Origin of the sequence: Porphyromonas bennonis DSM 23058 = JCM 16335 (assembly GCF_000375645.1) — a bacterium.
GTDB lineage: Bacteria > Bacteroidota > Bacteroidia > Bacteroidales > Porphyromonadaceae > Porphyromonas_A > Porphyromonas_A bennonis.
Genome location: NZ_AQWR01000018.1, coordinates 16,143 through 38,155 on the forward strand (window position 1 = coordinate 16,143; position 22,013 = coordinate 38,155).

A 22,013-nucleotide genomic window follows, 5' to 3' on the forward strand; every position below is an offset into this window, starting at 1 on the left:
CATGAAATAACCCGTTCAGAAATTTCAAGCCTGCTTGAAATTATTGTCTCTGAGGAAGAGTTTTCATGTGTACTTGAAATTTTGGACTACCACCTCTCCCTGTGTGATAGAAATTCGGTATTTTTGAATGGAGAAGTGTAGGTCTCACTTTGTGAAAGTCATTACAACAGCAATGAATAAAGGCGAAGTAATCATATATAGAAGTGCTGATGGACTTGCTGAGCTATCGGTTCAGCTTGAAGGCGATACTGTCTGGCTGTCTCTCAGTCAGATGGCGGAGCTATTTGACCGAGATAAGTCTACTATTTCAAGGCATATAAAAAACATCTTTGAAGAGGGGGAGCTAGAGAAAAGTTCAACTGTTGCAAAATTTGCAACAGTTCAATCTGAGGGAGATCGAATGGTTTCTCGAGATGTGGAGTTTTACAATCTCGATGTGATTATTTCAGTAGGCTATCGTGTGAAGTCCTTGCGTGGTACACACTTCCGCATCTGGGCTACCAAGGTCCTGAAGGAGTATCTCATCAAGGGGTTTGCACTCAATGATGATCGCCTAAAGAATCTTGGGGGTGGAAATTACTGGAAGGAGCTGCTCGATCGCATTCGTGATATCCGTAGCAGTGAAAAGGTGATGTACAGGCAAGTGCTAGACCTGTACGCCACAGCTATTGATTACGACCCGAAGAGTAGCAAGAGTATTGCCTTCTTTAAGATAGTTCAGAACAAACTTCACTTTGCAGCTCACGGAAATACCGCTAGCGAGGTGATATACTATAGAGTGGACAGCAATAAACCCTTTGCTGGGATGACAAACTTCAAAGGTAGCCAGCCGACACAAGCCGAAGCGATGATAGCTAAAAACTATCTCTCCGAGCAAGAACTCAAAGTGATGAACAACCTTGTATCAGCCTACTTTGACTTGGCAGAACTCAATGCCATAGAGCAACGCCCTATGACCATGCAAAACTATGTGGATGAGCTTGATCGCATTCTCTCCACCACTGGTAGAAAAGTTTTGGACAGCGCTGGCTCAATCTCCCATAAGCAAATGGAGACAAAAGCGCTAAGTGAGTACCGCAAGTACAAAGCTAAGACCTTAGACGACGTAGAGAAAGCTTACCTTGAGACCATATCGGCTCTAAACAAACAGGCAAAAAGAGGCATAAAGAAGCGGGGTGAGTGACAAAGGGGCGAATGTGAGTATTTGAAAATCATTGCTGCCCGAATAGTGCAATCAATTAACCACTATAGCGTCTTCTGATGAGAGACCTCTGAAAGCTTATCCAGGGCTTCAGCCTTTTAATCACTAAGAATATTGTAGTCAAACGAGTATTCCTCAGCCTGAATCTATTACCGGGTTTAGTTGCGACTAAACCCGGTAATAGTCTGCACTAATACTGGTATTAGTTGGCAAGGCATTTTGGGCAAAACTTGCGGAGCATATTATGAAGTGAAATCGGTACCTTTGCTCAAAGTAGAATAAGATGGAGAGGAATCGGCAGAAGAAGCCCAAGTTTAAGCTCAATCGTCAGACCTTCCTGGATCGCTTAGGCGACTTCTGGGAGGGGAAATACTTGGTTCGCTCGATGAACACGCGGACCCTGAGATGGGTGGTGGCAGTGGCACTCTTCTGCCTCGTCAGTATCTTCAATTCGTACCACAGCCTGCGGCAGAAGAGCAAGGTGGACCGGCTCGACCGCGAGATCACCGAGCTGAGGATGGAGTACGTCTCCACCTCGTCGACGCTGATGGGTGCGAGGCGCCTGTCCGCCATAGAGAGCCGCGTAAGTGAGGAAGGACTGGAGATCTCCATCCCTAAGAATCCTCCCATCATCATCGACCGATAGCCGGTGAGAGAGGCGATATAAATGGTGGAAGAGACAGAGCAGAAGCTATCCAAGCAGGAGCGGCAGAAGAGACACAGACTGCGACAGTCCTACCGGACCTATATGCTGATCGGTGGGGCTCTCCTGGTGGTGGGGCTGATCATATTTGGTAAGACGCTGGTGACGGCAACCACCGATGCTCCGGCGTGGAGTAAGCTCAATGCCAACATGCGCCGCGCCAATCAGCCCTCACAGCCGCTCCGGGGCAATATCTACTCCGACGAGGACCACCCGCTGGCGATCAGCGTCCCCTACTACGACACCCGCATAGACTTCCGCGCGGGAGGCTTTGTGGACAGCCTCTTTACCAATAATGTAGACAGCCTCGCCTACCACCTCTCCCGACTCCTCAAGGACCGCTCCGCCGCCAGCTACCGCCAGCATCTGATGCAGGGGTACAGTAAGCGGAGCCGCTCCTGGCGTGTCGCCACCCGCGAGGTGACCCACAGCGAGCTGCAGGAGATGCTCCGGATGCCCTACCTCCGCACCCGCAATCGGAATGTCTCCGGCTTCACCACCTCCCGATACATCCGCCGCATCCGACCCTACGGTTCGCTTGCCCAGCGCACCATCGGCAGTCTCCGGCGCGACCCCGACAGCCTCGGCATCACGCACGGCAATAGCGGTCTGGAGCTCGCCTTCGACTCCGTCCTCTGCGGGAAGCAGGGACTGGACGCCTTCATCTTTGTCCCCCCACGCTGGATCCGCGACCCGATCAAGCTGCCGACCAATGGCATGAGCGTCTACACGACGATCAATGTCACCATACAGGACATCACCGAGCGAGCGCTCCGCAGCGCCCTCGAGGAGTATGGTGGCACCTGGGCCTGCGCCATCGTCATGGAGGTGGCGACGGGACAGATCAAGGCGCTCTCCAATCTCGACATGGCGGGCGAGGGACACTACATCGAGCGAACCAATCACGCGCTGGCAGATCTGCTAGAGCCGGGATCGACCTTCAAGGCTATCTCCATGCTCGCCGCACTCGATGAGGGCTACGTCACACCGAGCGACACCGTCGACACCGGCAGCGGGCGCTACACCTATCGCAAGGGGCTGACGATCGTGGACTGGAAGGGGGGAGGCTTCGGTCGCGTCACGGTGCGGGAGGCGATGTATCAGTCCTCCAATATCGGCGTCGCTAAGACGGTGCTGAAGGGATTTGAGAAGCGGCCGGAGGACTTCTACAATAAGCTGATGGGGATGAACATTTTCTCCCCCATTCGTCTGGAGATCCCCGGCACCGCCGTCGCCCGCGTGGCGGACATCAAGGACTGGGGACCGGGGACCCTGCCGTGGGTCTCCTTTGGCTACAGTGTTCAGATGCCGCCGATCTATACGCTCCGCTTCTTCAATGCCGTCGCCAATGGCGGCAAGATGATGGAGCCCTATCTCGTCTCTCGCGTCACCGGCGAGGGCGGCACCTACTACGAGCGCGAGCCGGAGGTGATCAATAAGCAGATCGCCGGGCGGGCGGCGATAGACTCCCTACAGAGCATCCTGAGGGGTGTCGTGATCCAGGGAACGGGGAAGCGAATCAATACACCCAACGTGACCGTCTCCGGTAAGTCCGGTACCGCCCAGTGCATCGATGCGGCGGGGCGGTATATGAATAACCGCCACCGCTACTCCTTTGCCGCCTACTTCCCGGCCGAGAAGCCGAAGTATTCCTGTATGGTGGTGATCAATGCGCCCTATAAGGGCAATATCTCCCTCTCTCCCGGGGCGGTGATCCGCAGCATTGCCGAGCAGGTGAGCGCCACGCAGCATAAGATCCGCTTAGACGAAGTGCAGAGCGACTCGACAACCGTCTTTACCCACGTCATGGGCGGAGGACTACGCAGCGGCGTGGAGCAGGCGGCTCACGTGACGGGGGTCAAGCGGCCCAAGGGGAGCGCCGACTGGGTCGGCTATCATGCCGAGGACAGTCTCCGGCGCCTCAGCGACCTGAGCATCCGGATGAATACGATGCCCAACGTCGTCGGCATGGCCACCTCCGATGCACTCTACCTCTGCGAGACTCTCGGGCTGAAGGTCAGCTGCAGCGGTCGGGGAGGGTACATCACCCACCAGTCTCTCTCTCCCGGTACGGCACTGAAGGGTGGGGGAGCGATCCGTCTCACCCTGGGGGAGCCTAAGAATTAAATCATCACTTTATCTCACAATAGGTAATGAAACTCAGTAAAATCATGCGGGGCGTCCCCCACGAGCTGATCGCCGGGGAGGACAGCATCGAGATCGGGCAGATCTGCTCCGACTCGCGCTCCGTGGGCAAGGGGGACCTCTTCGTCGCCCTGCGCGGTCTGGTGACCGATGGACACCGATTCATCGACCAGGCACTCGACCGCGGTGCCGCAGCGGTCATCTGTGAGACCGTCCCCGACGAGTATCGCCCCGGGATCGCCTACATACGCGTCGAGCATACCGACGTGATCCTGGGAGATGTGGCGGCCAATCTCTACGACCACCCGTCCGACAAGCTACGGCTCGTCGGCGTCACCGGGACCAATGGTAAGACCACCATTGCCACGCTCCTCTATGAGCTCTTCCGCAAGCTGGGCTACCGGGTCGGGCTGATCTCCACCGTCTGCGTCCGCATCGACGACGAGACGACACCGAGTCACCTCACCACTCCCGACGCACTGACGCTCCAGAGATACCTCCACGAGATGGTGGAGGCGGGCTGCAGCTACGCCTTCATGGAGGTCTCGTCCATTGCAATCCACCAGCACCGGATCGGTGGAACCACCTTCGCCGGCGGGATCTTCACGAATCTCACGAGGGATCACCTCGACTACCATAAGACCTTTGCCAATTACCTCCGAGCCAAGCAGATCTTCTTTGACGAACTGCCGGCGGAAGCCTTTGCCCTAACCAACCTCGACGAGACGAATGGGATGGTGATGGTGCAGAACACCCGCGCCCAGGTACACACCTACGCGCTCAAGCGGAGTGCCGACTATAAGGGACGGCTCCTGGAGGAGCATCTCGACGGGACGGACCTGATCATCGACGGGGAGGAGATCTCTGTGCGGCTGGTCGGTGCCTTCAATGCCTACAACCTCCTCGCCGTCTACGGCACGGCGCGACTGCTCGGGGCACCTAAGGAGGAGACCCTCCGCCAGATCAGCACCCTGACGGCGGTGACGGGACGCTTCCAGACCCTTGCCTCCAAGCGAGGATACTATGCCGTGGTCGACTTTGCCCACACGCCTGATGCGCTGGACAATGTCCTCACCACGCTGACCGACCTGCAGCGGGTCCACCACGGACGCGTCATCACGGTCGTGGGAGCGGGAGGGCACCGCGATAAGGGCAAGCGACCGATCATGGCCGCCACCGCAGCGAAGTACTCCGACCTGCTGATCCTCACGTCGGATAACCCCCGCGACGAGGATCCGCGGCAGATCCTCGACGACCTCTGCGAGGGACTCTCCCGGGAGCAGCTCTCCTCCACGCTCAGGCTTGTGGACCGGCGGGAGGCGATCCGCACTGCCTGCACCATGGCTCAGCCGGGAGACATCATCCTCATCGCCGGCAAGGGCCACGAGACCTACCAAGAGATCAATGGGGTGCGGCACCACTTCAGCGACGTGGAGGAGGTGCACCGCGTCTTTGAGGACGAGGAGCGAAGGAGCGAGTAGCCTATGCTGTACTACCTCTTTGACTACTTTGCTGAGCAAAACCTCCGCTGGTCGGCGGTATTTAATTACGTCAGCACCCGCGCCACCTTTGCCGTCATCGTCAGCCTGATCGTCTCCATCGTCATCGGCCGCCAAATCATCACCCTCCTGAGGGAGAAGCAGATCAGCGACGCCGTGCGACCCTACACCATCGAGGGCATGCTCTCCAAGAAGGGCACCCCAACTATGGGCGGGCTGATCATCCTCGCGGCGATCCTGATCCCGACGCTGCTCTTCTGCCGGCTCGACAACATCTACATCATCCTGATGATCATCGCCACGCTCTGGCTCGGCGGGCTCGGCTTTGCGGACGACTACATCAAGGTATTTAAGAAAAATAAGGAGGGTCTCGCCGGGCGGTACAAGCTCATCGCCCAGATGGGTCTCGGCGTACTGGTGGCGCTCGTCTTCCTCACCTCCCCGGCGGTGGTGATCAAGGAAAATGCCCGCCAGGTGCTGGAGGAGGGTAGGGTGGTGACCCAGTTTGCCACCGTAGAGACGCAGTCTCTCCAGACCACCATCCCCTTCGTCAAGGGGCACAACCTCGACTACTCTGCCATTGCACCGTGGCTCGGTATAGGGCAGAATAGTGAGCTCTTCACCATCATCTTCGTCAGCCTGCTCTTCGTCTTCATCGTGATGGCGGTCTCCAATGGCGCCAACCTCACCGACGGGCTCGACGGCCTCTGCACCGGCTCCTCAGCGATCATCGGTGTGGTGCTGGGGATCCTCGCCTACATCTCCTCCCATATCGAGATGGCAGCGTACTTCAACGTCATGTTCATCCCCGGAGCGGAGGAGCTGGTCGTCTTTGCCGCCGCCTTCATAGGTGCGACGGCGGGGTTCCTATGGTTCAATTCGTTCCCCGCTCAGATCTTCATGGGCGACACCGGGAGCCTGACGCTGGGTGGCATCATCGCCATCTTTGCCATCGTGATCCGCAAGGAGCTGCTCCTGCCGATCCTCTGCGGCGTCTTCCTCGTGGAGACGCTCTCGGTGATCATCCAGACCACCTACTTCCGATACACCAAGCGACGCACCGGCGTGGGGAAGAGGGTCTTCAAGATGACCCCCCTCCACCACCACTACCAGAAGCCCGGTGACGGCAGCATAGACGCCCTCCTGCAGCGGCCCTACCGACCGATCCCGGAGGCGAAGATCACCACCCGCTTCTGGCTCATAGGCATCGTACTCGCGGTGCTGACGATAGCGACACTTAAGTTCAGATAATATAGTATGGAATACACCATAGTCCTGGGAGGGGGCGAGAGTGGCATGTGGGCCGCCCTCCTGGCGAAGCGACTGGGGCATAAGGTCCTCCTCTCCGATAGCAATACCCTCCGCGATGCCACTCGTGACCTGCTGCTCCAGCATGGGATACGGATCGAGGAGCGGGGACACTCCCTCCCCGAGCTCGAGCGCGCCACGAGGGTGATCAAGAGCCCCGGCATCCCCGACAGCGCCGCCGTGGTGCAGCGCTGCATCGAGGCCGGTGTGCCGATCGTCTCAGAGATCGAGTTTGCCGCTCAGCACGTAGCCCAGGGCAGCATCCTTGTAGGCATCACGGGGTCCAATGGCAAGACCACCACCACCACCCTCACCGCGCACCTCCTGCAGGCGTGCGGCATAGATGCGGTGGCGTGTGGCAATATCGGTCTCTCCCTCGCCCAGTGCCTCGTCCGCGATCCGCACAAGGTCTACGTCATAGAGCTCTCCAGCTTCCAGCTCGACCACATGTACGACACCCACCTGCACGCCGCGGTGCTGATGAATATCACGCCCGACCACCTCGACCGGTACGACCATAAGCTGGAGCTCTACGCCGATGCCAAGGGAAGGGTATTCCAAAACCAGACCGAGGAGGACTACGCCATCACCTACGCCGATGATCCTGAGACAGCAACCATGCTCGACCGAAGGGATCCAAGCGCGGCGCACGCCCTCTCCTTCTCCCTCACCCGCACCGACACCGCCGCCTACCTCGATGGCGAGACGATCCACATCCGTCTCTCGGGGGGGAAGGAGTGCCTCATCGACTACTCCCGCCTGCAGCTCAAGGGCCCCCACAACGCCTGCAACGTCATGGCCGCCTGCCTCGTGCTCCACGCCCTGGGGCTCGATCCCGACCTCGAGGATGGCACCGTCACCGAGGCGCTGGAGGACTTCACCGGCATAGAGCACCGCATGGAGCTGACACGCGTCCTCCACGGGGTGAAGTATATCAATGACTCCAAGGCGACCAATATCGATGCCACCCGCCACGCCCTCGAGGCGATGCCGGACGGGCGGACGATCCTCTTCCTCGGCGGTACCGACAAGGGCAACGACTACGAGGAGATCAAGCCGCTCGTGGAGGCGAAGTGCAAGGCGCTGATCTACCTCACCACCGACAGCGCCAAGCTCCACACCACCTTCGATCCCCTGCCTATCCCCTCCTTCGACGCGACGGGGATGGAGGAGGCCTTTGTCCTCGTGCAGAGTCTCCACCCGCTGGAGGGCGATGTGGTACTCCTCTCACCCGCCTGCGCCTCCTTTGACCTCTTCAAGAACTACGAGCACCGCGGAGAGTGCTTCAAGGAGCAGGTCGCCAAGCTCTGACGCCTACATATACACACATAGAGCCTATCCGTAGTCCTACGGGTAGGCTCTTTTTTATCCTAAAACGGTCAGCAGTGACGCATAAGAAGACCTTTGAAAAATGGTCTTTCGCCGAAAAAACTCCGCTTTTTCGGCAGGGACTTTGCAGAATACCCCAGATGCAAGGAACTGAGAGTGAGAGCGAAGGGAGTGTGCTTACGCACATGACCAAGCCCGAATCTCGAAAGTGACGCCGCAGATGGGGTATTATGCAAAGGTCTCATAAGAGAGGTAGACCCTTCTCCGGACGCTACAGTGGTGCAAATGTACCACCTCCACCGGAAGAGGTTGTCTCTCCGTGTCTCTTTCTGTCTCTTTCTGTCCCTAAATGCATACTTCAGACATAAGTGCGACACCCTGACGGGGTGGTATTATTAAGGACTATTGCTGTCCGACAAACTTTTATCGGACAGCAATAATTCTAATAGTTACTCGCTTACTGATTAGAGATTCTTCATCTGAGGAGCCAATAAATTACTCCTACCGATACGATGTATGAGTGGCTTTTGAGCGGGTAAAGTGATACAATTCATTCCCATCTTTGTCCAGCAAATACATCGTAAGCCGACCACTCTTAATGGAGATGAATGCAAACCCCGTCACCGGACTACAAAACTGAGTCCCCTCTATCGGCTTCACGTTACGCGAGAGAGCACCCGAGGTCACCACCACATAGTCTACACTGCTACTATCTCGCTTTATGTGCTGATGGTTGTGTATATGACCACATAGATAGAGGTCGGCATGATACTTATCCAAAAGTGGAGCGACATATTTCTGCATATCCAGTCGCTCGGAGTCCGCTTTTTTGGTATCGGCGTAGATTGGGTGATGGCCGGCAACAATCTTATAGTCAGCATTACTACCGGCTAATCCACTCTCAAGCCATGCCAATTGCTCCTCTCTGCTTTGTCCCTTCACACTTTTATACTCAGCATCATTGCGGTATTTATCGATTAGAGGGCAAGTGTCAAGCAAGAAGAGGTCGACAGTCTCTCCCTCATCAGTCCTGAAGCTTAGAGAATAATAGCGTCTATGCAGCTCCCACCGGCGACTAATCTTAGAGTAGTCGATCATGGCTTGCACATTGCCCTTCTGTTCATGATTACCAATAATTGGGTACCATGGGATTTGTAGCTCGGGATGGTCATAGATCAATTCAAAATTGGTCATCCATAGAGGGTCAGACACGCTCTCCAAACCTATGTAGTGGAAGTTATCCCCCAGAGTAAGTACAAACTCGGCATCTCCTTTGCCGGCAAGCTCACCCATACTGTGAGCTATTGTTTTTTGGTCGTAATACCCATTGCGACCCTGGTCGGTGATAACAAGGAAGTTAAAGCCATCATCGCTTGCCTCAGCCACCTCAGAGAGTGTCCTTTGGGCCGCTACGGCTAAGGGTAGCAATAGTAACCAGAGCGCAATAAGTACTCTATTAATCTTATTTGTCATACTATTAATCATCTGAACGAATTACAAATTCCAGCGAATGCCGGCGTTAAATGTAGGCTTATAAAGCTCCAACTGCATCAGCCGATCCTTTTCGCCTTGATAGTAATAGAGAGGGGTATTGAGTAAATTATTGGCATCAAAGAATACTTGCAAATTAGGCTTGATCTTATAATTGGCATTGAAGTCTAAAAAGGCTTGGCTTCCATAGTAACGATCTTCAAAATCATTTTTGCCCAATTGGTCCACGTAAGAGCTTGTAAAGTTGTATGAGATCCGTGCAGTAAAGTGCTTGTCTTCATACGCCAGAGAAGCATTGACAGTATGGGGTGCAGATCCCGGCAACATCATACCCTTACGCTCTTCACCATCCTCATTAGTGATACCCGAAGCCTTGGAGTGAGTGTAGGTATAATTTAGGTACAGAGACATGTGCCGCAAAAAAGACGAGGGCAAGAAGTCAAGCTGACGATTGTAGGATATCTCCAGCCCATATATATCTACCGACTCACCATTGTGATGTGTCTTGAAATCCCACTCCTCACCCTCTGGAATTGGGTTGTGGCGGTCGGGGTAAAGCTGAGCAAAGTCATCGTGAGTAAAGCTACTGGTAGCATAGGTGTAGATGAAGTCATTAAGACGCTTGTAGAAAAGACCTGCGGAGAGTGAAGCAACATTACCGGGGTAATACGAAGCGATTAGATCCACGTTGTGGGCATAGGTACTCTTGAGATCTGAGTTGCCAAGCGAAATATTGTGATCGGCATTAGAGATATTCATATAGGGTACCAGCCAATAGTAATTGGGACGTGCTATGGAGGTTGAGTAGGCAGCTCGGAGTACTGTCCTCTTATTGGGCTCGTATTTGAGGGTCAAGTTGGGGAAAAAGTTGGTGTAGCTATTGTTGTCCTCAACATTTTCGCCCTTCTGATCCTCAACTAAGGTATGTCCAATGTAGTCAATCGCTGTGTGCTCAATACGTAGCCCTGTGATGATCACAAATCGGTTAGTGACATTCTGATCCCACCTCAGGTATCCGGCGTAAATATTTTCTTTGGCATTATAATTAGCCGTCCAGTATTCACTGAGGATTGCCTCGCTTTCATATTTACTGGGATCATTAAGCTCTAGACTCCCAAGAAATGTTTTGCTTGGAAATACGCCCGGTACATAGCCTTTACCATTGAGAAACTTCGGGTCGTTCCACTCTACCAGATCCATCTCCTTAAACGAGGGGAAGCTGGTTTTAGGCTCATATTCATAGTAGATATTGTCACGATCCTTCTCCTTTAATCGGATCTTGGCTCCCACACGGATACGACCCTTCTGCTCCGGAATAACAGAAAAGGGAAAGCGGAAATTGAGCTTGCCACCCCACTCATTTTCATAGGTCATTTGCTCAGACTCGGAGAGCGTATCTAGGCGAAACTTATCTAAAGACTCATTCTGTGCTGTCACCATAGGATAGCGAGTATCCGAAAGGTCTTGTCCAAAGACTACTTTCTTCTGTCGCATATTGATATACCGCTCGTGGGGTCGATGCTCGGAAGCTCTAGAAAAAGAGATCCCCCAATTCATATCAATTTTGCTCCTCAGTAAGTGTTCACCGCCCATTGCGATGTCGTATACACGCTGGTCCTCTAACCGACGGTTGCGATTGCGGTCATTGTCTATCCCTCCTTTGGTTTGGCGATCAATCCGACCTGAATAGGTACCATCCTTCCCCAAGCTCATCTTGGACATACGGTATCGGAAGCGATTCTCCCGATCATCACGCCAGTTGTAAAGCGTCTTAAGGTAGATGGAATGAGAGCTATTAAACTTATAATCCATATTGATGGATCCGCTACGGCGAATGCGCTGCACATCGTACTTGCGGATCTGAAAGTCCTTCAGAAAGACATTGCTGTCTTTGGACGTCCATTCCCCCTCAATATTGTCTGACCCATAATCTTTATTCTGGTAGGAGAGCGAAACAACCATACCCAGTTTTTCATCAAAAAAATGATTGCCATAGGTGAGCGAGCCATTAATGGTTGGTCTGTTCCTGATCATATTATAGCCACCACCCATGTTGATGGATAGGTTTTGACTCCTCGGTGCTGTTTTGGTCACTAGATTGACCGACCCTCCGATAGCATCAGCTTCCATATCGGGCAGCAGGGTTTTATTTACCTCTATCATTGAGATCATATCACTGGGTATCAGATCCATCTGCACGTTACGGTTATCTCCCTCAGCACTGGGTATACGCCCACCATTTAGGGTGACGGAGTTGAGGTGAGGTGCTAAGCCTCGCATCACTATGTTGCGGGCTTCTCCCTGGTCATTCTGCATGGTGATACCGGGGATCCGCTTCAGCGCATCACCCACATTGGAGTCGGGAAATCTACCGATGTGGTCAGCAGAGACCATATTGGTGATATTACTATTACTCCTCTCTGTATTTATAGCACGTGCTTGACCTTTCGCCAATTCACCTACAACTACCACCTCTCCGGTAGTAAAGGTAGACTCTTTCAGCTTTACTTTGATGCTACTATTTTTGCCTTCGATTACGGTCACCTGCGAACTATATTCCTCAAAACCAATGTACTTAACGCTCAGAGTATAAGTACCAGCGGGTACACCAAGGAACACAAACGAACCATCGGCCGCAGAAACGGTGTATCTATTATCCCTATCCAATGTCAGGATCGCCCCTGGCAGATACGACCCGGTCTCATCAAGAATAACACCTGATAGGTTTCCTGTGCCTTTGGTCAGCTCGCTTTCCTCTCTACTGCTTATTAAGGACTCGACTGCAGAAACCTTTGGGCTGTAGGATAGTAGTGAAAGACCTGTAGCCACGCACCACAGTAGTACCCTTCCTCTCCTAAGACTCATAATAATGTCTCTAGTGTATATAAATTATTGATAAAATTGCCAATCAATTCGCACGCAATAATAAGATATCTATATTACAACGATCCTTAATCAATATGACATATCGGTTACACTAAGTAAGACCTTTGCAAAATGGTCTTTCGCCGAAAAAGCGGGCGTATGGTGGTTAGCAGACTAAAGCTCTCTACCGGTCGAAGGGTGGGACACATACAGTTGTGTCTATCAGAAGAGGGGGCAGAGAGTGAGTCACCCGAGAGGGCTACCTCAGTGGGCCGTATCGGGACCGTTACTTTTTATCCTAACATTGGGTGTTGGTAGAGTGTCAGTAGAGGAGGAATGGGTGTTAGGAGGTGTGGAAAACTTTTTCTCGGATTTTGCTTGCTTATCTGGGTGAAAAAAGGAACTCAGAAAGCCATCCGGATGACCAAACTTTTACCCCGGAAGTTATGCACCACTTTTCCACAGCCCCACTCACAATTTCTGCACTCTGCCAAAGTCGCCGGAGTAGGGGGTTCCTCGGGGGAACTGACTGTTTCACCAACACTTTCCACACCCTTCCTCATCATCCTTTACAGTATTCCATCAAGTCTATCTCTCTAAAGGTATAATAGGATGAGAGGAGCGGGAGTGTCACCCTATTGTGGCGGCCTGAGGTGACGCTATGGAGTGGTACAGAAGCCACTCAACTCAATGCGAATGGTGTGGGATGAAGCACCCCTGTCGGGGTGCCCGCTTCGTAGCCACAGGTCGAGGGGCGCAGCCCCGAAGACCCGTGGACCAGACAACACATACAATCCTGCGACCCCGCGAGGGCGTCGCACTCATTGCCTGACTGGTATGTTCGACACCCCTGCGGGATCGTTGGGAGGGGGGATTTTTGCTCGGCCACCCGCAAGGGGTCGCGGGGGTAGGGGCGGGTCTCTGTACATCGGTCACCGCTTCGCGGATGACCCATGCCTATGGAGCGAGCACCCTTTGGGTGCCCCTCACGGATGAGTTCCCCTTGGTATATGACTACTCTAATGCTCAAATGCGTCACCCCCGCGCTTGGGAGGTGTTGGAGGCTACTTGTATAAGATATGTGTCATTGTCAGAGGTCGTCATAGAGAGTTATCTGGCTTTTTCTCTTCCCTATTAGGAAGTTGCTTCACCATTTTGTCGAAATCGCTTTGGAGCTGTGCCATTTCTCTTTGGCGGTAAATTGAAAACTCTCGTTCAGCTTTTTCTATAGCATTCTTGTGTGATACCGTACCATTACCCTCCAGCACCCTTCTTTTTAGGGCTAATATTTGGTTGTCAAGAGCCTCTATCCAGTCTGTCATACGCATAGGACGCTCCTCGAGAGCTTGAAACTCAGCGAAGTCAAGAAATTGTGATACAAGAAGATTTAGGCGTTTTAGTTCCATCTCTGTGAGATAGTTCTTGGCAATTTTTACATCATCTTTCGTAATGTAATCACCCTTGAAATTAGTCATACCCACTAGAGGTTTGTTACTATCTACCCTATCATATATGATTTCTGCAGCAGTATGCTCGTGTACGGCGAAATGAAGCTTATTTTGCACTGTAGCAAAAAATGTACGAGTAAGGGGAGCGCGAGGATCATAGTCCACCGACGTGGAATAGATATCTGTTACTTGCTGATAGAAATTACGCTCAGATGCTCTAATATCTCTTATGCGTTGCAGCAACTCTTTGAAGTATCGATTGCCACCTTCCTTCAGACGATCGTCATCCATTGCAAATCCCTTCTGGACATACTCATGTAGCAGCTCTGTTGCCCAGCGACGGAAGCGGGTAGCCACCTGTGATTGCACCCTATAACCCAATGAAATAATCACATCAAGGTTATAGTGATCAATATTACGGCGTACATTTCTATCTCCTTCCCTCTTAACTAACAAGTATTTCTTGTGAGTTGCACTGTCAGCCAACTCACCATCAGCATAGATATTCTTGATATGCAGCGCTATGTTTTGCTGCGTCGTATTATATATCTCCGCCAATTGTCCTTGTGTAAGCCAGACGTCCTCATCTGCAAAGCGTGCACTCACTCTTACCAATCCGTTATCGTCTTGGTAAATGATGAGGTTACTATCATTATTATTTTGTCCCATGTTGCCCACTGCTTCTCTTCATATATAATGATGTCAAGTGCAAGTATAGCTATTATTAGAGAAATGGTTATCCTAACATTGGGTGTTGGTAGAGTGTCAGTAGAGGAGGAATGGGTGTTAGGAGGTGTGGAAAACTTTTTCTCGGACTTTACTTGCTTATCTGGGTGAAAAAAGGAACTCAGAAAGCCATCCAGATAGCCAAACTTTTTCCCCGAAAGTTATGCACCACTTTTCCACAGCCCCACTCACACTTGGAACAGCCGGTCAAAGTTGCTTGGGGAGGGCGTTCCTCGGTGGGCTGACTGTTTCACCAACACTTTCCACACCCTTCCTCATCATCCTTTACAGCATTACATCAAGTCTATCTCTCTAAAGGTATAATAGTATGAGAGGAGCGGGAGTCGGGGCGAAGGGCGCACGTCGACCGGGAACGGTCTTTTGCGCTGCTCCCTCAGGCTGAGATCTAATACCGGTAAAAGAAAGTACTATTACCGATATTAGTAGACACTATTACCGGTAATAGATTTGCCTCAGAAGGCTCACAATACAATACCCTGACTCTCAGTGCTCCGCCTGAAGTGCTGAGTTTATCCCTTTTTCTGTTCTTATGTCCACTAAAAAATGGAGAACATTTCTCCTCTGCTCTGGTGTCAGGGGTGACGCCTTTGAGCATTGGGGAAATCATATACCTAGAGGGCTTATCCGAGACCTTTGCATAATACCCCATCTGCGGCGTCACTTTCGAGATTCGGGCTTGGTCATGTGCGTAAGCACACTCCCGTCGCCCTCACTCTCAGTTCCTTGCATCTGGGGTATTCTGCAAAGTCTCCACCGAAAAAGCATCGCTTTTTCGGCGAAAGACCATTTTGAAAAGGTCTTTATCCGTGAAGCACCCGAAGGGTGCTCGCTCCATAGGCATCGGTCATCCGCGAAGCGGTGACCGATGTACAAAGACCCATCCCTACCCCCTCGACCCCTTGTGGGTCGCCGAGCAGAGCCTTCAGCGACCCCGCCAGGGTGTCGCACTGNTTGACTGACTGGTATGTGCGACACCCTGTCGGGGTCGCGGGATCGCTTGCATTGCTCGGTCCACGGGTCTTCGGGGCTACGCCCCTCGACCTGTGGCTATGGAGCGGGCACCCACAAGGGGTGCATCGTTCCCCACTCTTCACTATTAGATGAATGGCTATGGTGTCTCTCAAATGCGTCACCCCTGATCGGGTCGGCAAGAGGAGAGAGGCGGAGGGAATAATTATCCAGGGGCGACACGCTTGAGCTTTATTGTGCCTATAAGTGTATCAATCCTATCTATACTTACAGCCACTCAGAACCGGATAGGAGGTGGGAATGGACCTGCCTACATATGGGACAGTCTTCCTTTTTAGGAATAAAATTTCTAAATTTGGAGTGCTGCTTAAAAATGTACCATTTTAATAGGCCATATGAGTCCCTTCCTATCCAATAATCTCATCCACATAGACAGCACGCTCATCGACAACTCGACCGAGGAGCTCTCCATGCGCTACTGGCTGAGCGAGTGCATCAGTCTTCCTACCTTCGAGACCCTACAGATAGCGACAGGTTACTGGGATCTGCCCGGTATGGCCCTTATAGTGGATGAGCTTAGACAGTTTCTGGAGAGAGAGGGGACCACTCTGCAGCTCCTCATCGGTAAAGATCCATATGTGTATGCCTCTCAGCTCAAGAATCCTAAGTACAAGGACGCCAAGTATCCCTATGACTTCATCAAGACCGACATCCACGAGCTGGAGCTGAGGGAGGAGTATGAGCGAGTAGTAGCGCTGCTGCTCAAGTACGGCCCGCTGGGTAAGATCCATATCCGTATCTATAGGAGAAACGAGGAGGATGAGACGCAGTTCCTCCACTCCAAGTGTTACCTATTTCTTGGTAAGAGTAATTGCTTTGGTATCATAGGCAGCTCCAACTTTACGAAGAAAGGACTCGAAGGGAATGCGGAGCTGAACTATCTGGAGACTGACTCCAAGCGCGTGACTGCGGTCCCCTGCTACGGATCCCCCTCCAAGGGGCATAAGATATGGTTCGAGGAGAAGTGGGAGATCTCCGAGGAGTGGACAGAGACCTTCCTAGAACAGATACTGAAGCGCTCTCCTATCGGAGGCAAGGTCGATCCCATCGTCCATCCTCGGCCTCAGGAGGAGACCTTTACTCCCTACGAGCTCTATATCAAGCTGCTGCAGACCAAGTTTGGCGACGTCATCGACAGGTCTCTCACCGAGGAGATAGAGAGCTACCTCCCCGATGAGATCATCCGACTGGACTATCAGATAGAGGCTGTGAAGCGCTGCCTCAATATCATGCGGGAGCATGGGGGCTTTATGCTCGCGGATGTGGTCGGGCTGGGCAAGACGATCGTCGGGACACTGATCATCAAGAGATTTCTATCCGACCTGCGCGATGACGGCAGGGAGAGGAAGGTGCTGGTGATCACACCGCCGGCCATCAAGGCAGGCTGGGAGAGGACCATCGACCTATTTGATCAAAAAGATAATACAGATAAGATATCACCCTTCGTCGATTTTATCACCACCGGTAAGATCGGCAGCCTATTAGACGACGAAGAGGAGGCGGAGGAGCTGGAGTATCTGCTGGATGAAGAGAGCACAGACGGGGATCAGGCGCTGCAGGATATAGACTACGGGCTGATCATCATCGATGAGAGTCACCGCTTCCGTCGCAGCACCACCAAGATGTATCAGTCCTTAGACACCCTCATCGAGAATATCGGTGCTCGGAGCGGCGCCTACCCTTACATAGGTCTCCTCTCCGCCACGCCTCAGAACAATAGGCCGGACGATCTCAAGAATCAGATCTACCTCTTCGAGCGCAACCACAAGGACAGCACGCTTAAGAGAGCCTCCGGAGGTGATCTGGAGGACTTCTTCAGGAATGTCAATCAGGAGTACAACAATCTCCTCAAGGGGCACGATGGACTAAGCGAAGAGGAGCGATCCAAGCGGCTGAAGGCAATCTCTCAGGAGCTCAGGGACAATATCCTCGAGGATCTCTTGGAGCGGCGCACGAGAACGGATGTCAAGACCTACTACAAGGCCGATATAGAGGCGCAGGGACTGGTATTCCCGGAGATGTCCGGTCCCCATGCGCTTGTCTACAGGATGGATGACGAGCTGGCGCGCCTCTTCGCCGACACCATGAGCATCATAGCCCCGTCGGAGGTGGAGAAGATCCGGTCCGACGAGTGGCTCCGCTACTATCGGTACCGAGCTATTGAGTACTTCGTCGACCACGCTAATGAGCAGAAGCATATGGCGCGTGGTAACCGCGGCGTGGGCGATATCGCCGGACAGCTGGCCACGATCATGCAGGTCATGCTGGTGAAGCGCTTGGAAAGCTCCTTTACGGCATTCAAGAGGTCACTCCTCAACCTCCGCCGCTATACAGACAATATGATCAGTATGTGGGAGAGGGACACGATCTTTATCTGCCCCCAGATCGATATCAATAGGGAGCTGGACTACGTAGCGAAGACGGAACAGCGCGGGAGTGAGGTCACCTTCGAGGACTGTGTGCGAGAGATACGAGGTAAGATCGCAAAGCTGACTCAGGAGGGGCGCAATGAGAGGGGACAGAATGCTGAGTACCGACAGAGCGACTTCCGCCCTGAGTACTACGACTGTCTCAGGAGAGATCGCGAGCTTATCTCCCTCCTCTGTGACAGATGGGGTACCGTCAATTCGCAGGATCCAAAGTTTGATACCTTCAAGGAGAGCATCAATACAAAGCTCTTTGACCCGCAGACCAATACCTCCGGCAAGCTGGTGATCTTCTCCGAGGCAAAGGACACGGTCAACTCCCTATCGCACGCCTTGGCCTACAAGGGGCATAGAGCGCTCGTCATAACCGCTGCCAATAGAGATGAGAAGGAGCAGGTGATCCGAGAGAACTTTGACGCCAATTACACCGGCGAGTGGCGGGATGAGTACGATGTGATCATCACCACGGACGTCCTCGCCGAGGGTGTGAATCTCCATCGTGCCAATGTCATACTCAACTACGACACCCCATGGAACTCTACCCGACTCATGCAGCGCATCGGTCGTGTCAATCGCATCGGATCTCAGCATCCCAAGATCTATGTGTATAACTTTATGCCGAGCGCGCAGGGCGATGAGATGATCCAGCTGGTCCAGATAGCACACTCCAAGCTGCAGTCCTTCCACGTGCTCTTCGGTGGGGACAGCAAGATCTTTACGGACGATGAGAGCCTGATCCACTACGACAACATCCGAGAAGCGGTTGAGGGTGAGGAGTCGCCTCTCCAGAAGTATGTCTACGAGCTGAAGCAGTACAGAGACTCTCACCCCGACCGCTATCAGCTCATAGCAGAGACGGACGAGGGGTGGGAGATGGCGCAGGACGCTGAGGGGAGCGCTTACTTTGTCGTGCGGGCACCTAAGTCCGCCCCTTTGGCCATAGAGGTGGAGCAGGATCCTTCAGTGGACACTAAGATCCTCTCTCTCCTCGACCTCTTAGAGCGCCTGCAAGCCCTGCCGGAGGATACGAGGGTACCTCTGCCGGAGGATTGGCCGTCACTCAGGAAGCGCGCTATATATGCTTACAATCAGCACTACGTCCGGATCCTTAAGTCACACGTCGGTCAGAGCACTATTGATAAGGCTCTCGGCATCATCGTCAAGATCGGGAGAAACCCGGGGAGTAGTGAGGAGATCCAGCAACTCTTGCAGTCGGCTCGCAAGCAGGTCGATCGCGGCAATCGAGATGTGATACGGAGGATGATCCAGATCGGTGACGAAATGAGCCGGAGGGAGTCGCAGCTTATCCCCGTCAGCATAGATGAGATAGAGACCCTCCTGAGGGACAGCATCGGTAAGCTGATCAAGAAGGTAGAGACACAACAGGGGACACCGGGGATCGTATTAGGAATCATCAAGTAAACCATCATGGACAAGGAGTATCTCAGGAAGTACTTGAGCACCAGCTATCAGGGCGGGCAGTCCTTCTTGGACACTATCATCATCCCCATCTTCGGAAATAACTTCGAGGATGGGTACAATAAGGAGGTTTTGCAGGGAAGCGATGATAAGCGTCTCGCCACCTCAACCGGGATACGCAGCATCAGGTTCCTCGGGAGCGTGTATATCGGCATTGAGCCTCTTCAGGTCTTTGACATTACTGTGAGTGACAGCGTCAAGATGGAGCGAAATAGGGTCTCCATCCAGCGACTGATCCGGTCGGTGATGAGCAGCTACTCCTCGGCCTTTATGATCTTCCACTACGAGGATGCTGCGAGGTGGGACTGGCGCTTTACCTTTTGTCGCAAGGAGGGCAGCTTAGCGGAGACCACCGACAGCAAGCGGTACACCTTCCTCCTCGGTCCGGGGCAGTCGTGCCGTACAGCGACAGACAATTTCTATGGTCTCTATAGTCGTAAGGATCCCCTGACGATGGAGGATCTGCAGCAGGCCTTCAGTGTCGAAGCTCTTTCGCGAGAGTTTTTCCTACGATACAAGGCACACTACGAGACCTTTGTTAGTTATGCTGCGGATCCTGAGAATGGTCTCCGTGGTCATCTCCTCCCCGAGGAGCAGGAGATCTCTGAGGAGGGCGCTATCGGCATGCGTGAGGAGGAGAAGCCTATCCGCGACTATGTGAAAAAGCTCCTCGGGCGGATCGTCTTCCTCCACTTCCTCCAGAAGAAGGGCTGGATGGGCGTCCCAAGAGCCGGGGAGTGGGGCGAGGGAGACAAGGACTTCATGCTCCACCTCTTCGAGTTAGCATCACCAGAGCAGCAGGCCAACTTCCTTGACAGCGTCTTGGAGCCCCTATTCGCTGAGGCCCTCGATACTGACCGGCGGCAGTGTCAGAGCTTCTTCGACACAAGGGTCGATGGTATCGGTGTCGTGCGGGTGCCTTACCTCAATGGTGGTCTCTTCGAGCGTGACGCACTAGATGAGAGACAGCTCGCCTTTCCTGCGGACTACTTCCGCGATCTCCTCTCTATGCTGTCTCAGTATAACTTTACCATCGATGAGAACGACCCCAACGATGCCGAGGTGGGTATTGATCCGGAGATGCTGGGGCGGATATTCGAGAACCTCCTCGAGGACAATAAGGATAAGGGAGCCTTCTACACCCCTAAGGAGATCGTCCGGTATATGTGCGCGGAGAGTCTGATCGCCTACCTCCAGTCCGACCGGGAGGATGAGGAGGAGCGAGAGACTATCCGAGACTTTGTCGAGAGTCACGATGGTACCTCCCTCGGTGACCTGACGGAGGATATCAGGGAGCGGCTCCTGAGGGTGAAGATCTGTGACCCTGCCATCGGCTCCGGGGCCTTCCCCATGGGACTCCTCAGAGAGCTATACTTCTGTAGGTCGGCGCTTGATCCCGCCACTACCCAAGATCCGGCTGCCACCAAGAGGGAGATCCTGCAGAATAATATCTATGGTGTCGACCTCGAGAGAGGAGCGGTGGACATCGCTCGGCTGCGCTTCTGGCTTACCCTTGTGGTGGATGAAAAGACCCCGGAAGCCTTGCCCAACCTGGACTTCAAGATCATGCAGGGCGACTCCCTCCTGGAGGAGTATGCGGGAGTGGATCTCAGCTCTCTAACTAAGATGAATCAGGAGGTCGACCAGGTCTCCGGCTGCCGGCTTACACTCTTCGAGGACAATCTCGACCTACTGCGCGACAAGCTCTCCAGTCTTATCCGGAAGTATTACGCTTGCGATGATCACACGAAGCGAGTGAGGATGAGAGACGAGATCACCTCTATGATAGAGTGGCAGCTGAGGGAGCAGCAGTTTGACGTCTCGCTCGGAGACATCGACGTACACGCCAATGACGAGTTCTTCCTCTGGCATACCTGGTTTGGCGACGTCTTTATGGAGAATGGGGGCTTCGACATAGTTATCGGCAATCCGCCATACATCCAACTGCAGAAAGACGATGGACGACTGGCAAAGCTCTACGCTGATGTGGGATACCAGACCTATGCCCGTACGGGAGACATCTACTGCCTCTTCTATGAGCTGGGCTGGAGGCTGCTCAGGGACGGAGGACACCTCTGCTACATCACCTCCAATAAGTGGATGCGCGCCGGATATGGAGAGAAGACCAGGCAATTCCTATCAGAGTGTACCAACCCCAGGCTGCTGATAGACTTTGCCGGCGTAAAGATCTTCCAGAATGCGACCGTAGACACCAATATCCTACTCTTCGCCAAGGAGAAGAATAGCAACAGTTGCCGGTCGGTTGTCTCCAGTAAGTCGGATAAAATTGGAGTAGATAATCTGAGCCTTTTTGTCCAGCAACATGCGACCTCCTCCGCCTTC

Annotated in this window: 11 protein-coding genes; 8 read left to right on the top strand and 3 right to left on the bottom strand. The window is 53.2% G+C overall.

All coding sequences use genetic code 11. From position 1 onward, the window contains the following. Window positions 1-172 precede the first annotated feature (172 nt). From B088_RS04690 to murD, 6 genes are all read left to right on the top strand, one after another. The gene (locus tag B088_RS04690; RefSeq protein WP_025082053.1) at window positions 173-1,183 is read left to right on the top strand and encodes a virulence RhuM family protein; all 1,011 of its coding nucleotides are present in this window, start codon (window positions 173-175) and stop codon (window positions 1,181-1,183) included. A 301-nt stretch (window positions 1,184-1,484) separates the two neighbouring features. Beyond that, window positions 1,485-1,847, top strand: a complete 363-nt coding sequence (locus B088_RS04695) for an FtsL-like putative cell division protein (protein ID WP_018107260.1) — start codon at window positions 1,485-1,487, stop codon at window positions 1,845-1,847. A gap of 21 nt (window positions 1,848-1,868) precedes the next feature. Continuing rightward, on the top strand, window positions 1,869-4,031 hold the full coding sequence (locus B088_RS04700; RefSeq protein WP_018107261.1) for a penicillin-binding protein: 2,163 nt from the start codon (window positions 1,869-1,871) through the stop codon (window positions 4,029-4,031). A gap of 26 nt (window positions 4,032-4,057) precedes the next feature. Continuing rightward, entirely contained in the window at window positions 4,058-5,530 is a 1,473-nt protein-coding gene (locus B088_RS04705; protein WP_018107262.1) for a UDP-N-acetylmuramoyl-L-alanyl-D-glutamate--2,6-diaminopimelate ligase, read from the top strand. Between the two features lie 3 nt (window positions 5,531-5,533). After that, window positions 5,534-6,799, top strand: coding sequence for a phospho-N-acetylmuramoyl-pentapeptide-transferase (mraY, locus tag B088_RS04710; protein ID WP_018107263.1), 1,266 nt, complete (start codon window positions 5,534-5,536; stop codon window positions 6,797-6,799). Window positions 6,800-6,805: 6 nt separating this feature from the next. Next, window positions 6,806-8,167 carry a UDP-N-acetylmuramoyl-L-alanine--D-glutamate ligase gene (gene murD / locus B088_RS04715; RefSeq protein WP_018107264.1) on the top strand — a complete coding sequence of 454 codons (1,362 nt, stop codon included), beginning with the start codon at window positions 6,806-6,808 and terminating at the stop codon, window positions 8,165-8,167. Between the two features lie 519 nt (window positions 8,168-8,686). Here the strand turns inward: murD and B088_RS04720 are convergent. The 3 genes from B088_RS04720 to B088_RS04730 form a co-directional block, all read right to left on the bottom strand. Then, window positions 8,687-9,658 carry a metallophosphoesterase gene (locus tag B088_RS04720; protein ID WP_018107265.1) on the bottom strand — a complete coding sequence of 324 codons (972 nt, stop codon included), beginning with the start codon at window positions 9,656-9,658 and terminating at the stop codon, window positions 8,687-8,689. 21 nt (window positions 9,659-9,679) lie between these two features. Beyond that, complete coding sequence (locus B088_RS04725; RefSeq protein WP_245546724.1) at window positions 9,680-12,505, bottom strand: TonB-dependent receptor; 2,826 nt, start codon at window positions 12,503-12,505, stop codon at window positions 9,680-9,682. A 1,136-nt stretch (window positions 12,506-13,641) separates the two neighbouring features. Beyond that, window positions 13,642-14,658, bottom strand: coding sequence for a virulence RhuM family protein (locus B088_RS04730; RefSeq protein WP_018107267.1), 1,017 nt, complete (start codon window positions 14,656-14,658; stop codon window positions 13,642-13,644). A gap of 1,442 nt (window positions 14,659-16,100) precedes the next feature. Here B088_RS04730 and B088_RS04735 point away from each other — a divergent pair. Next, a complete protein-coding gene (locus B088_RS04735; RefSeq protein ID WP_018107268.1) occupies window positions 16,101-19,613 on the top strand; it encodes a helicase-related protein in 3,513 nt (1,170 codons plus the stop codon). A 6-nt stretch (window positions 19,614-19,619) separates the two neighbouring features. Beyond that, window positions 19,620-22,013, top strand: a 2,394-nt coding sequence (locus B088_RS04740; protein WP_018107269.1) for an Eco57I restriction-modification methylase domain-containing protein, incomplete at its 3' end; no start/stop codon positions are given.